The sequence below is a fragment of the Bacillus sp. PSXD-155 genome, assembly GCF_049310765.1.
Classification (GTDB): domain Bacteria; phylum Bacillota; class Bacilli; order Bacillales; family Bacillaceae_G; genus Bacillus_A; species Bacillus_A cereus.
The window spans coordinates 118,377-132,237 of sequence record NZ_JBMOWC010000015.1 but is presented as its reverse complement, the minus strand read 5'-3'; the positions used below and the strand labels follow the sequence as shown (position 1 = coordinate 132,237).

Here is a 13,861-nt window from a genome sequence, read left to right as displayed (position 1 = left end):
TGAAGTGCACCCCAATTGTTAGACACAGTCTAACAATTGGAGGTGCATTTTTTATGGCTAAATTTTCTTCAAAAGAAAAAATCCAAGCGGTGAAACGATATTTAGATGGTACAGAAAGTGGAAAAATAATTGCTAAATCTATAGGAGTTAACCCTAGCGTACTTCGTGAGTGGATTAGACGATATGAGTCTTCAGGTGAAAAGGCCTTTGAAAAGTGCTATACATTCTACCCAGCCCAGTATAAACTAGATGTACTTTATTATATGAATGAACACGGGACATCTATCAGAGAAACAGCGGCACTTTTCAATATACCGTCTTATGAAACACTTCGGAAATGGAAAATAGCTTATGAAACAGGAGGATTGGATGCCCTACAATCAAAGAAAAAGGGGCATCCAACCATGAAAGATAAAAAAATAAAACCAGTAGATGAAGGATCAATCGAAGCCTTACAAGCGGAAAATGAGCGTTTACGTATGGAAAATGCATATTTAAAAAAGTTGAATGCCTTAGTTCAAAACAAAGAAAAATCACCAAACAAGACAAAGCGCAAGTAATCTACGAGTTAAGGCATGAATTTCCTATCAAGGAGTTACTTCAACTCGCAAACATTCCACGTAGTACGTACTATTACTGGATGAAACATTTTAATCGTCCTGATCCAAATGCGGAGGTAAAAGAACTGATTCAAGCTATTTATAATGAACACGATGGGTGTTATGGTTATCGTCGTATTCGTGATGAACTTATGAATCGTGGACACAAAGTAAATCATAAAAAAGTATATCGCCTTATGAAAGAATTAGGGTTAAAATGTCTGGTTCGTATGAAAAAATATCGCTCTTACAAAGGGACAGTTGGGAAAATTGCGCCAAATATTTTAAATCGCAACTTCCAAGCTGAAAAACCAAATGAAAAGTGGGTTACAGATATTACGGAGTTTAAGTTATTTGGGGAGAAGTTATACCTATCACCAATGTTGGATTTATTTAATGGTGAAATTATCACGTATACAATTAGTTCCAGACCGACCTATTCCCTTGTTTCAACGATGTTGGACCAAGCCCTTTATTGTGTAACCGATCCGGATAAACTCCTCATTCACTCTGATCAAGGTTGGCACTATCAAATGAAACAATACCGTCATTCTCTTAAGAATTGTGGCATAACTCAAAGTATGTCTCGCAAAGGAAACTGTTATGACAATGCCGTTATTGAAAATTTCTTCGGTATCATGAAATCGGAATTTCTGTATCGAAAAGAATTTGAAAGTATAACACATTTCAAACAAGAATTAGCAAAGTATATAGAATACTATAATCATAAAAGAATTAAGGCAAAATTAAAGGGTATGAGCCCAGTACAATACCGGGCTCATACCCTAGAGGCTGCCTAATGAAACGACCTGTCTAACTTTCGGGGGTCACTTCACATGTACGGTTGGCCTTTTTCTTTATATTAACTGTCCATCTCTCAGCGTCAATATACGATCACATACATCAAGCATTCTTTCATCATGTGTAATCATAATCGCTGCTTTTTGGCTCTCTTTCACTTCACGTTTCATCATTTCTACGACTTCACGTGCGCGTTTTGAGTCTAAGCTCGCCGTTGGCTCATCCGCTAATATTAAATCCGGATTGTTCATGAACGCACGAGCGATTGCTACCCTTTGTTTTTCCCCGCCAGATAGTTGATTTGGATAATGATTTTTTCTTTCTCCTAATCCAAATGCTGCTAGTAAATGATCCGCACGCTTTTCTGATTCTTGTTTGTTTTCTTTTTTAAGCTTTGCAATGTAAAGCAATTGTTCTTTTACATTTAAATATGGAACAAGATTTGCGAACTGGAAAATGAAGCCGATTTTTTTCAAACGAATGTCTGTCATTTCCTTTTCTGATAGCTTCGTAATATTTTGCTCACGAATGTAAATATCCCCTTTTGACGGTGATAATAGTGCACCCGCGATTGATAATAATGTACTTTTCCCTGATCCAGAAGGACCGACGATGCCGATAAACTCTCCAGCTTTCACATCAAGCGACATCGGATGAAGGGCTGTTACTTCCGTATTCCCTTCTCCGTACACTTTACTTACTTTGTCTAATTTCAATAATGAAGTCATTACATCCCGCCTCCAATTGCTTCTAATGCATCAACTTTTAATACTTGGTATAACGAAATAAGTGTTCCTAAAATACTAATTACGATAAAGATTGCTGCGTATTGTGCAATCATCGGTGTTGTTAATAAGAACGGCATACCCGCTGGTAAAATTTGTTCTAACCCTTGTACAAGAACGATACTAATTACCATCGCAACGACTGATAAGAATAACGCCTGTACGACTAAGCTATTTGCTAAATATGAGTTCTTTGTACCAATTGCTTTTAATACACCTAATTGCTGTGTTTTTTGTAGTGTAATAACATAGAAGAATACACCGATTAATAACGCAGCGATCACAAGTAAGAACGCAATGATCATCGTTAATGTTCCTTGCTCTTCTTTAAATCCTGGAATACTTTGCAGTACTTCTTTTTTATCGATAACGTGAGCATTTTTAATTTCTTTATCTGTGTTAAGTGCAATTGCACTATAATCTTTTTGGTTTGGTTGTGAAATAGATCCCCATACGTCTTCATTTACATAAACGACTGGTGTATGGCTAAACATTTGATCTTTCGTAAATCCGACGATTGTAAATTCTTTCTTTGAAACAGGATCGATAATTGTATCTCCAATATCGATTCCCTTCTCTTTAATCGATTCATCAGCAACCATCTCGTTGTTTGCTGTACCTAATTTCTCACCTTTTACAATGTTCGGTTCTAAAAATGAATCTCGTTCGCTTGAGAAAATAGCGATATCAACCTTTTTCGAACTATCTTTCTTTTCATATGTTGAAACTTTCACACGAAACGGAACTGCCTCTTTGTCACCTACTTGATTTACTACGTTATCTACATCGTCTTTCTTAATTTGTGAACGAAGTAATTTATTTTCCGCATCATCTGCTAAAACGAACTTATTTGCCTCCATATTTTGAATCGATGAAGCATTATCATATGATAATCCATTTGCTAATCCTGAAATAACAAGGACTAAAAATGATAATAACACCATAATGAGTCCGATTAATCCGTATCTTAATTTTGATTGTTTCAATTCACGCAGAGCTAAAAACATTATGCTCGCTCCTTCCTCTTTCTTTCTATGCACTAATCATAAAAAAGAAATATGAACGGAATATGAACAGAAGGTTACAGAGTAAAAAAATAAATTTTCTGAAAGTATTGAAAATAAATAAAATCCTTGATACAATTCAGTCAAATAATATTGACCGAGTAATTTAATTCAAGGAGTTGATCATGTTGAAGCCCGTATTAACACTAACTACTTATAGCCAACTAAAAGCCTTAAGCGATCCACTACGTGCCGAAATGATGATACGTCTATGTGAACGTCCTTATACTGGACAATTACTATCTGAGAAATTCGGCATTTCAAGGGCGAAAATTCATTATCATTTAAAAGAATTAGAAAAGAATGGGCTTATAGAGATCGTTTATACAGAAGAAAAGAATGGGATTATTCAAAAGTTTTATCAATCTGTCGCTAAAGGCTTCACCCCTGCCGCAGATCTATTACCTCATTTAGAAATATTAAGCGAATCAGGTCGCCAAATCTTTTTACAAATGATAGAAAGAACGAAAAGCCAAATTCTCTCTGCACCAGAAGAAGCTTTTACATTACAAAATGCAAGTGAAGATCCAGCTAAGTGGAATTACGTTTCATCCTGCTGGGAATTTGATGCTACGCCAGAACAATTTCAAGTGTGGGTAAAAAAGTTTTATGAATTAATGGCTGAATTAAACGAAATCACAAAAGGTGCAGATAAAGATCCGAATAGTAAACCTTATTATATTTCTACTACTGCACTTCAAATCGCTGAGAGAACAATGCAGCAATTTGTTAAAGAAGAAAAAGAAAAATCGTAATACGATTTTTTTTACCGAGACGGTCAATTTTATTTTACCGAATAAAATTATTATAAAGGAGTAGATAAAGTGGACATATTAAAAAACCGGAATTTCCTCTTATTATTTTTAGGGAGAATTTTTACAAACATAGGAGATAGCTTGTATTATGTAGCCGCGATGTGGCTCGTATATAAGCTAAGTGGTAATCCTTTTTATTCTGGATTGGCTGGTTCCCTTACGTTATTACCTTCTGCATTACAATTTCTTACTGGTCCATTCGTTGATAGATGGTCGATAAAAAACACCCTCGTCATCACACAAGTTTTGCAATGCATTCTTATTTTAATCATTCCTATTACACACTACTTCGACCTATTAACAGTCCAACTACTACTCATCATCATGCCAATCGTAGCTTTTATCGAACAATTCGCCTATCCCGCACAATCAAAAGCTTCACCACTTCTACTGCATAAAACACAATTATTAAAAGGAAATTCACTCTTCTCATTTGCATATCAAGGCATTGATTTAATTTGTACGACTCTTTCTGGAATATTAGTAGCACTATTTGGCGCAATCACTTTATATGTGATCGACTCTTTTACATTCGCGATTACTGCCCTTTTGTTCTTTTCATTAAAAATGCCAAAACAAACTGAAGCAGACACAACACTTTCAACTAAGCAATATTTCTCTGATTTAAAAGAAGGCTTTTCAATCGTCTTTCGTTCATTGATGGGTGTCTTCTTAATCGGTTCCGTTGTCGCTAATTTTTCAATCGGTATGACGATGGCAATACTCCCTTCTTTCGCTGATTCTTTAGGCGGTGTGAAATTATATGGTTTCTTTTTAGCCGCTATATCCGCCGGTTGTTTAATTGGAGCACTATTCAGTTCATGGGTTGGTAAACATAATGTTGGCCGTGTCTCCATTATTAGCTTTGCGACTGGCGCTTTCTTTTGGTTTCTCTCTACGGTTGTACCGTTTCAATGGTTATCCATTTTTTTATTCGGCTTAGCTTGGATACCAATTGGTGCGACCAACATATTATTTGCAACTATTGGTCAAATTGTAATTCCAAACCAATATCTTGGGCGCATCAATTCAGTCACACGGAGCATGGGCACAATTGCTATGCCGCTCGGCTCTTTAATTGGCGGATACACTGCGAATGTATATAGTAGCCAACTTATTTTCGCGCTTGCTAGCATTGGGATTTTATTCATTTCCCTCGTATGGCTACTTCATCCGAAATTACGGGCTTTTCCAAAAGCTGATGAAATTACAGCGGATACTTTTGAGCTTCGGTTTAAGGAAGAACGCGGGAAAGGTGCGGCTTTATAGCAGAAACAAGCATAACCCCGTTCTAAATTTAGAACGGGGTTATGCTTGGATGTTAAGTTTTATTCAATAATAACGCCTTTAATAGAACGATCTAAAACGTTCAATCAACGTTTTGCTGGCCATGCCCCCTGCATTTTCCTTAATTGAATAATTTGGCCTGTATGATAAGCATCATGAAGCATGATGTCCAGTAATTTACCTTCAAGTGAATTTTGTTCAAGCTCTCTTTCAGAAATTGCACTTAATACCTGTCTTAAATTACGCTGAGCATTTTCAGAGCGTTCAACGACTTCCTTCCATTCCGTATCATTATTAGATTGCTTAGTAAGATAAAAGGTGTCATTACCGTCAAGATTATGTGTCCATTCACGTCCTTCCAAGTTTGCAGCAAGTCTTTCTTTGTAATAAGTGAGATGATTAACATTCTCCCAAATGGTATTCGTTGTCTCTCCAGCTGGTTTCCACATAGCCTGTTCAGCTGTAAGTCCTTCTATAGCATGTTTAAACGGTGCATACCAACTCTCTTTGTCGAATGTTGAATCTAGTACGTTTAATAACAAGTCAATTCGTTCCAAAGTAATTTCCTCCCTACACAGTTCAAGTTTTAATACACTCCCTCTAACTCTGTAGAGATTCTACATTTTTAAATAAACTTCCTCCTAATCCCACTCCATAAACTCATCCGATTATGCAATTAAAATGACTCATATTTTTTCATTTTACACGTATACTAGCGACAAAAAAAGAAGAGGCTGTTCCCAAACAGCCTCTTCTATCTATTTAGGAAGCTCCACCCGAACAGTCGTCCCTTCCCCTTTCGTGCTATATACCGAAACGGTCCCTTTATGCAGTTCAACAATCTTCTGCACGATTGATAATCCTAAACCGCTACCTTCTACGTTTCTTGCCCTTGCTGTATCTACTTTGTAAAAACGGTCAAAAATACGATCCATTTCTTCTTTTTCCATACCGATTCCGTTGTCTGATATAGAAATTATAACGCTAGACTCTAACTCTTCCACGAAAAACTCAATCGTTCCACCATCGTTTGAAAACTTAATGCTATTCGTGAAAATGTTACTCCATACTTGATGAAGTAAGTTTTCATCACCTTGAATTGTAATGTCCGGCACATCAAATTCAACGGCGATATCTTTTTCCCGCCATTTCCATTCAAGCATAAAAATGACGTCTTTAATTTGTTTTTGTAAGGAAAAGTCTTTTATTTGTAAAACCTTTTCCTCCTTATCTAATGAAGCGAGCGTAAGTAACTGTTTACATAAACTAGACATTCGCTTACTTTCGCCCTCAATAATTTGTAAGTAATGATTTCTTTCTTCCTCACTCATCTTTTCTGTTTGCAACGTCTTCGAAAAACCTTGTATAGAAGAAAGCGGCGACTGAAATTCATGTGAAACGTTCGAAACGAATTCTTGTCTCATTTCATCTAGTTCTTTAATACTTTTCGTCATCTTTTGGAAGCTCGTAGATAACGTTCCTATTTCATCTTTTCGTTTTACGTCTAATTCAATTTTATATTCCCCACTCGCAATTTTTTGCGTAGCCTTCGTAAATTTACGGATTGGGCGAACGATATAACCTGCTGCAATCGCTATAAAAATAATACTTAATAATACGATAAACCCAAGTAATACCGCTAAGAAAATTCTCATCTCACCAAATTGGTTCTGAATGTCAGGACGAATAAATAATGCGTACTGTTTATCACCGTGTTGCACTGGTACACCGACACTGTTTATTAATTCATTATCGAAAAACCCTGTAATAAAGAGACGAGTTGGATAGGTGGAAACACCATTAAACGTTTCTCCTTGCAATACTTTATGAACAGTAGCATCGCTAATAGACGTCTTACGAAACGCATTGCCGATACGCTTTCCATTCTTTTGATCATCGACAATATAAATTTCATACCCTAACTTTGCGATAGAATGTAAGTACGCCTCTTGATTTTCTTCACTTTGCTTTTCATATAACGATTTAACTTCTTCAGCATACTTTAAAATCTTTTCACTGTTATACGGTTTTAACTTCACTTGATAATATACGTTCGTTAATAAAAAGCCGATAATACTACTAAGTAGCATAATGCCGACCGTCATAAATACAAATCTAGAATATAGTGATTTCATCTTATTTCAACTCCAACTTATACCCGAGTCCGCGCACTGTCGTAATTTGAAAATCATCCGTTCGTTTTGAGAAACGATCTCTCAGCCGCTTCACATGAACGTCAACCGTTCGTTCGTCCCCTTCAAAATCCATTCCCCATACTAATTCAATTAGCTCTTCTCTTGAAAATGTTCTTCCAGGATAACTAGCAAGTTGTGATAATAGCTCAAATTCCTTTAAAGGAAGCAAAATTGTTTGACCGTTACACTTTACTTCCACACCTTTTCGATCAATTGTCGTTCCGTGCAACGTAATAATATCTGCACTCAGCATTTGATAACGACGTAATAAAGCTTTCATACGGAAAATCACTTCAGCTGGTTCAAATGGTTTCACAATATAATCGTCTGTACCAGAAATGAAGCCTTTTTCTTTATCCACTAACTGGTCTTTCGCAGTTAATAAAATAACAGGAATATCATGATACTTCCGTATTTCTTCACATAACGTATAGCCATCAACAAATGGCATCATAATGTCTACGATCGCAAGATGAATATTTTCCTTCTCTAATACGTCTTGCGCTACCTTTCCATCTTCCGCCTCAAAAACTTTAAATCCCTCTTTTTGTAAATGATAATGCAACAACTCTCTAATATGTTTATCGTCATCAGCTAATAAAATATGTATCATCTTCATTAAACCCTCTCTCGTTCATCCTTCTACATCACTACATTAAGAAACAATTAGATTTTTTGCAAGAAAAAGAAAAAGAATCTATTTTGAAAAAAGATTATTCAAAATAGATTCTTACGTTTTAGTATTAAGATTATTTTAATCAAAAATAATTTCTAAGCCTTCGAAATATCAACAAATCCTTCTCCGAACACATCACGAACATCGTGTATAGCGATGAACGCCGCCGGATCTGTAGTTTGAACAATCCGTTTTAGCTTCACTACTTCTTGCTTATTAATAACAACATAAAGAATTTCCTTCGGAGTTTTCGTGTAATAGCCATGACCTGAATACACAGTAACCCCTCTGCCCATTAAGGTAGTTACCTTCCCGGCAATTTCATTGGGATTATCAGAAATAATCGTAATGGCTTTCTTCGGATTTAAACCTTCAATTACAAACTCCATCACTTTCGTTGCTACATATAACATAATAATTGTTATCATCAGTTTTTCTGCACCAATGATGAAATACGATGAAAACGCAACAATTAAATCGAAGAACAGTAGACCGTAGCTAATGCTCCATCCTAAATATTTATGTGTCATCCTTGCTAAGATGGTAGTACCTGCAGTTGTTCCGCCAACGCGAATAATAAGACCAATCCCGCATCCAATAAATATTCCTCCGAAAATGGCATTTACGAGCATTTCATCCGAAGCAATCGTCCAGCCTTCTGTCAAATGAAGAAATAGTGAGTTTGTAACTACAGCAATGATTGTATAAATTGTTGTAATCTTATTTAAAAATTTATAACCGGCTATTAACAAAATCGCATTTAAAATTAAGTTAACTAAACCCGGTGACCATTCAAATAAATAGTACGTAATAATCGTGATACCTGTTACCCCGCCCTCACCAAACTCATTCGGGATAACAAACAAATTGACACCTAACGCAAAAAGAAATGCACCGATAATAATAAAAATAATGTCTGTCGTTCTTTTCTTCATACAGTACCTCACTTCTTATGTAAATATTTATTCTGTCATAAACTCTCACTATTATATCGTGGAATATTCAAATCGAACAGTGGTTTGTTTTTATTTTAATATAAGATAAAAAATCAACATTATTTATTATGTACTGCAAATAAAGTTTTGATTTCACCCGTAATTTACTCTTAAAAAGAAATGCTGAACATTGACTTGCACAAATTTCAAATAAAAAAGTACCCATCTAATTGTCATACGCAATGATAATTAGATGGGTACTGCATGATACATTTAGTTTTTACATGTATTGTTTGGAGAAAATTGCAAATAACGACTTATACTCGCCTTATTAAGACCAAATCCATACATCATCATTATTTTCAACGTTCGTCTTTGCTTCATGAACTTTTTCAATATGGTCAACTGTGTTCCAGTTAATAGAACTTCCGCCCCACCCTACATACTTCATATCAATTTTCACTTTCTCACCCACATTAAATACTTGTCCCTTTGTTAAGAAAACATCAATAATATCTTTCTTCCCATTTAGCGATGGATACTCAACTACAACATATTTAGTAGCACCGTCTCCCTCATCTTCCATCGTTCCTACTTTTGATACTTCTCCAATTACATAATTAGGTGAGCCATCTTCTTTCATGTGCATACCTAACTTGTTTGTTGTATTTTCAACTGCAGTTGCAACCATATATTCTGTAAAATTACGCATCATAGATCCAGTAGCTTTTACTTCATCTCCTACTTTCACGTTTGAAAGTGAATCAATATACACACTAACAGGTTCCTCATATTGCTTAGATTTTACAACAATCACACCGTTATCTACTTCTACTACTCGTCCTTCTAACGTCGAGAAATTCGATTCAATAGAAGCTGCACTCGCTTTTGTTAGTTCTAATCCTGGTACATTTGTTCCTGATAATGCTGCGATCCCTAAAGCACCTGCTAAAATTATTTTTTTCATACCCATATGTAACATCTCCATTCATGATGATTTTATTTTTTTGATTGGTATCGACCAACCTGTAATCATTATAGTTACAGGTTGTAAAAATAACAACCGTTTTCCTCATGCAATGATGCATACTGTGATTTTCAAATATAAATTTTAGCAAAAAATATTTGTAGATTATTCCTATATTCAGCACTAATACTAAATTCTCAAATTACAGCAGGTGAACTTATTGAAGGCGGAGAAACTAATGTCATGTACAATGTTCTTCAACTCTACGGTTTGTATAGCCGTAGTTCATTAAATTATATAGGAGCGGGATTCATATGTTAATAAAGCCAAAGAGATTACAGCCAGGAGATATCGTAGCAACAGTAAGTCCTTCATGGGGCGGTGCAGGTGATTCTGAAATAAGATGGCGATATGAACAAGGAGTAAAAAGATTAGAAGAAGTTTTTAGTCTTACGGTTATCCCAATGCCAAATAGCTTAAAAGGTAGCGAATACCTTTATAACAATCCAGAGGATCGTGCGGAAGATATAATGACAGCATTTAAAGATACACGCGTGAAAGCAATTATCGCGAATATTGGCGGTGAAGATAGCATCCGGTTACTTCCCTATATAGATTTTAATGTGATACGCGAAAACCCGAAAATTTTTATGGGGTACTCTGACGTTACTATTTCACATTTATTTTGCCATAAAGCAGGGCTTTCCTCTTTATACGGTCCAGCAATTTTGACCGACTTTGCCGAAAATGTAGAGATGGATCCATATACAATTGAAATGGTAAATCGTACTCTCTTTTCAAATGAAACGATTGGAGAGATTCAACCAGCTCATGAATGGACAAGTGAGCATTTAGAATGGATTGAAATAAATAAGGATACAAGACGTACGATGCAGCAAAACAATGGATATGAGCTACTTCAAGGCTCTACCACTGTACAGGGGCGCTTAATTGGTGGTTGTATTGAAGTATTGGAATTTGCAAAAGGAACGGAACTTTGGCCTGAGAAAAAACATTGGGAGAATAGTATTCTCTTCTTTGAAACTTCTGAAGATCATCCAGAACCAAGTTATATAAAATATTGGTTACGAAATTATGCAGCACAAGGTATTCTGCAAAAAGCAAAAGGAATCATTTTTGGTAAACCGAAAGATGAACAATACTATGAAGAATATAAACAGGAAATATTACAGGTTATGAAGGAACATAACTTAGAAGATTTGCCGATTCTTTATAATTTAAATTTTGGCCATACTGAACCGAAGTTTATTTTACCTTACGGTGCAATGGCAGAAATTAATTGTGAAAATGGATCTTTCTCTATTTTGGAAAGTGGCGTGGAATGAATAAAAACACTCCTATGAGATATGTCTGTGAATTGGTACTTTTTAAAAGTATATAATTGGAGGGAGATTACGTGTATGGAAGTAACATTTACAGTAAGTAAGTGGGATGAAAAACCAATCGATGATAATAAAAAAGATTTCCCTATTAATATTGCTCATGTCGAATATGATATTGATGGGGAATTAAAAGGAAAGGCTTTTGTTGAATACTTATTATATTATTTAGACTCAAATATAAATGATGGTCACTTAGCTACTGCTAAAATTTCTGGATTTTTACACTTTGAAGGGATTTATAAGGGGCAACAAGGGACATTTACAGCTCTAGAGCAAGGAATATTTGATAAAGGAAATTTAGATTCCCCAGGAACAATTATTAAAGCTACCGGTAACTTAGAAAACCTGAGAGGATCCTATAATTATCAGTTTACAGGTCAAACTAGTAAACTAATTTTAGAGTTTGAATTTCAGCAAAATACCTTATAATTTAGTGGAAAGGACATTTCTTGTAATACTAGGAATGTCCTTTTTGTTGACGAGTTTATTCAAGTTAAAAATGAACAGAGTATATTATCAGTATTCAGCAATGCATAAAATTTTCTTCATGGGGGAATTAAAAATCTACGCCCTAGAGACATCATGCCCCCACCTATTCATTTCTTTTTTTACTAATTAAAGAATAATCCCCGAAAAACTCCCCTTCATAACTTCCTTTTCAAGTTGATTCCTACATATAAACGTCGCAATAATTTTTGTGCGATTTTTTTCATCAGGCTCAAATTGTTCAATAGTTACGTCACAACGAATCGTATCGCCGCTAAAAACAGGACGTAAAAATTCAAAATCCATTTTGCGAGCTAGTACGTTATAATCACCGCCAATTTTTGTAGGCAATGTTGATGTTAACAGCCCTTGTACAACAAATCTTCCCTGCTCATCTGGTGTAACATGATGAACGCCTTCATCTTTCGATACTTCTGTAAATAACGCAACATCCTCTTTCGTAAAAGTTCGTTCAAAGGTGATTTTTTCGCCTACTTGCAATTTCATCCATACCCCTCCTCAAAAACACTTGTAAAATAAGAAAAACCGAAACTAAAAATCATTTCGGTTTTTCTAACTAAAGAAGTCTATTTATTTTAAAGAATGTACAAACAACCCGCTACGCAGTTTCGGTTCAAACCACGTTGATTTTGGCGGCATGACTTCTCCGGCATCTGCGATTGCTAATAAATCTTCCATAGATGTCGGATATAATGAGAATGCTGCTTTGTATTCACCGCTGTTCACAAGGCGTTCTAGTTCTTCTAATCCGCGAATTCCTCCGACAAAATCGATACGTGAATCAGATCGCGGATCATGTATTTCAAGCACTTGGCTTAATAAATGGTCTTGCAGAATAGATACATCTAAACCTCTAACAAGATCATTCGCATCAAATGTTTCCTCTTTCACAGTAAGCTTATACCACTTCTCATTTACATACATACCAAATGTTTTTGGCTCATTTGGTTTATACGGAGAAACAGGTGCTTCTCCTACATAAAAGTACTGCGTAATTTGATTTAAAAACTGTTCCTCTGATAAGCCATTTAAATCTTTCACAACTCGGTTATAGTCCCAAATTGATAATTCATCGTGAGGGAATAGAACGGATAAGAAGAAATTAAATTCCTCTTCTCCTGTGTAATTTGGATATTGTTCTCTTCGCATAAGTCCTACTTTTGCAGCTGATGCAGAACGGTGATGCCCATCTGCAATATAAAGATTAGGAATATCTCCAAATGCGTTTACTAAAGTCGTAATTACATCTTCATCTGCAATCTTCCACGCAAAATGCTTAACACCGTCTTCTGCTGTAAATGTATAAATTGGCGCATGTTCTTCTTTCCAGCTTCTAATTAAATGCTTTACTTCATCTTTTGTACGGTACGTTAAAAAGATCGGACCTGTATTTGCGTCACACACATCTACGTGGCGAATACGATCTAGTTCTTTTTCATGACGTGTTCTTTCATGTTTTTTAATTGTATCATCTTTGTATTCATCAATAGATGTACAAACGACAAGGCCTGACTGCGTTCTTCCTTGCATTGTCAGTTCATAAATGTATAGTGCTGGCTCTTCGTCTTGAACGAACACTTCTTCTCGTATAAAACGATTTAAATTTTCGCCCGCTGTTTCATATACGCGATCATCATACGGTGAAAGTGCCGGGTCTAAATCAATTTCTGCTTTATCAACATGTAAGAAAGAATATGGATTCCCTTTTACAACTTCCCTCGCCTCTTCACTATTTAATACGTCATACGGTAAAGCTGCCACTTGTGCCGCTTTTTCCTCTACTGGACGAATGGCCCGAAACGGTCGTATTTTTGCCACATTCCTCTC

14 protein-coding genes are annotated in these 13,861 nt (G+C 35.7%); 5 read left to right on the top strand and 9 right to left on the bottom strand.

Annotated features, from left to right (window positions below):
* Positions 1-53: 53 nt before the first annotated feature.
* A protein-coding gene (locus ACO6VI_RS18070; protein ID WP_098840180.1) for an IS3-like element ISBth10 family transposase occupies positions 54-1,399 on the top strand; the annotation gives its coding sequence in 2 pieces (ribosomal slippage) (positions 54-495 and positions 495-1,399; 1,347 coding nt in all).
* A gap of 57 nt (positions 1,400-1,456) precedes the next feature.
* Here the strand turns inward: ACO6VI_RS18070 and ACO6VI_RS18065 are convergent.
* The gene (locus tag ACO6VI_RS18065) at positions 1,457-2,128 is read right to left on the bottom strand and encodes an ABC transporter ATP-binding protein (RefSeq protein ID WP_016512575.1); all 672 of its coding nucleotides are present in this window, start codon (positions 2,126-2,128) and stop codon (positions 1,457-1,459) included.
* Positions 2,128-3,192 carry an ABC transporter permease gene (locus ACO6VI_RS18060; protein ID WP_006922800.1) on the bottom strand — a complete coding sequence of 355 codons (1,065 nt, stop codon included), beginning with the start codon at positions 3,190-3,192 and terminating at the stop codon, positions 2,128-2,130. The genes ACO6VI_RS18065 and ACO6VI_RS18060 overlap by 1 nt, the downstream gene beginning before the upstream one ends.
* A 185-nt stretch (positions 3,193-3,377) precedes the next feature.
* On the opposite strand from ACO6VI_RS18060, the gene ACO6VI_RS18055 reads away from it, so the two are divergent.
* Both ACO6VI_RS18055 and ACO6VI_RS18050 read left to right on the top strand, forming a co-directional pair.
* On the top strand, positions 3,378-4,004 hold the full coding sequence (locus ACO6VI_RS18055) for an ArsR/SmtB family transcription factor (protein ID WP_063549336.1): 627 nt from the start codon (positions 3,378-3,380) through the stop codon (positions 4,002-4,004).
* Between the two features lie 69 nt (positions 4,005-4,073).
* Positions 4,074-5,333: an MFS transporter gene (locus tag ACO6VI_RS18050; protein WP_063547940.1), complete on the top strand. Its 1,260-nt coding sequence runs from the start codon at positions 4,074-4,076 to the stop codon at positions 5,331-5,333.
* Positions 5,334-5,437: 104 nt separating this feature from the next.
* On the opposite strand, the gene ACO6VI_RS18045 is transcribed toward ACO6VI_RS18050, so the two are convergent.
* The 5 genes from ACO6VI_RS18045 to ACO6VI_RS18025 form a co-directional block, all read right to left on the bottom strand.
* The gene (locus tag ACO6VI_RS18045) at positions 5,438-5,908 is read right to left on the bottom strand and encodes a DinB family protein (RefSeq protein WP_161519900.1); all 471 of its coding nucleotides are present in this window, start codon (positions 5,906-5,908) and stop codon (positions 5,438-5,440) included.
* Positions 5,909-6,109: 201 nt separating this feature from the next.
* Positions 6,110-7,486, bottom strand: a complete 1,377-nt coding sequence (locus ACO6VI_RS18040; RefSeq protein WP_098032936.1) for a sensor histidine kinase — start codon at positions 7,484-7,486, stop codon at positions 6,110-6,112.
* A 1-nt stretch (position 7,487) separates the two neighbouring features.
* Positions 7,488-8,165, bottom strand: coding sequence for a response regulator transcription factor (locus ACO6VI_RS18035; protein ID WP_000781961.1), 678 nt, complete (start codon positions 8,163-8,165; stop codon positions 7,488-7,490).
* Between the two features lie 152 nt (positions 8,166-8,317).
* Complete coding sequence (locus ACO6VI_RS18030; RefSeq protein ID WP_000747488.1) at positions 8,318-9,157, bottom strand: YitT family protein; 840 nt, start codon at positions 9,155-9,157, stop codon at positions 8,318-8,320.
* A 331-nt stretch (positions 9,158-9,488) separates the two neighbouring features.
* Positions 9,489-10,130 carry a F0F1 ATP synthase subunit alpha gene (locus ACO6VI_RS18025; RefSeq protein ID WP_000525486.1) on the bottom strand — a complete coding sequence of 214 codons (642 nt, stop codon included), beginning with the start codon at positions 10,128-10,130 and terminating at the stop codon, positions 9,489-9,491.
* Positions 10,131-10,438: 308 nt separating this feature from the next.
* Here ACO6VI_RS18025 and ACO6VI_RS18020 point away from each other — a divergent pair, with 308 nt between their 5' ends.
* Both ACO6VI_RS18020 and ACO6VI_RS18015 read left to right on the top strand, forming a co-directional pair.
* A complete protein-coding gene (locus tag ACO6VI_RS18020) occupies positions 10,439-11,470 on the top strand; it encodes a S66 family peptidase (protein WP_023522478.1) in 1,032 nt (343 codons plus the stop codon).
* Positions 11,471-11,545: 75 nt separating this feature from the next.
* Positions 11,546-11,956 carry a DUF3224 domain-containing protein gene (locus ACO6VI_RS18015; RefSeq protein WP_000454093.1) on the top strand — a complete coding sequence of 137 codons (411 nt, stop codon included), beginning with the start codon at positions 11,546-11,548 and terminating at the stop codon, positions 11,954-11,956.
* A gap of 186 nt (positions 11,957-12,142) precedes the next feature.
* On the opposite strand, the gene ACO6VI_RS18010 is transcribed toward ACO6VI_RS18015, so the two are convergent.
* On the bottom strand, positions 12,143-12,520 hold the full coding sequence (locus tag ACO6VI_RS18010; RefSeq protein ID WP_000776360.1) for a MaoC family dehydratase: 378 nt from the start codon (positions 12,518-12,520) through the stop codon (positions 12,143-12,145).
* 84 nt (positions 12,521-12,604) lie between these two features.
* Positions 12,605-13,852: a DUF1015 domain-containing protein gene (locus ACO6VI_RS18005; RefSeq protein WP_098032935.1), complete on the bottom strand. Its 1,248-nt coding sequence runs from the start codon at positions 13,850-13,852 to the stop codon at positions 12,605-12,607.
* Between the last annotated feature and the right edge of the window lie 9 nt (positions 13,853-13,861).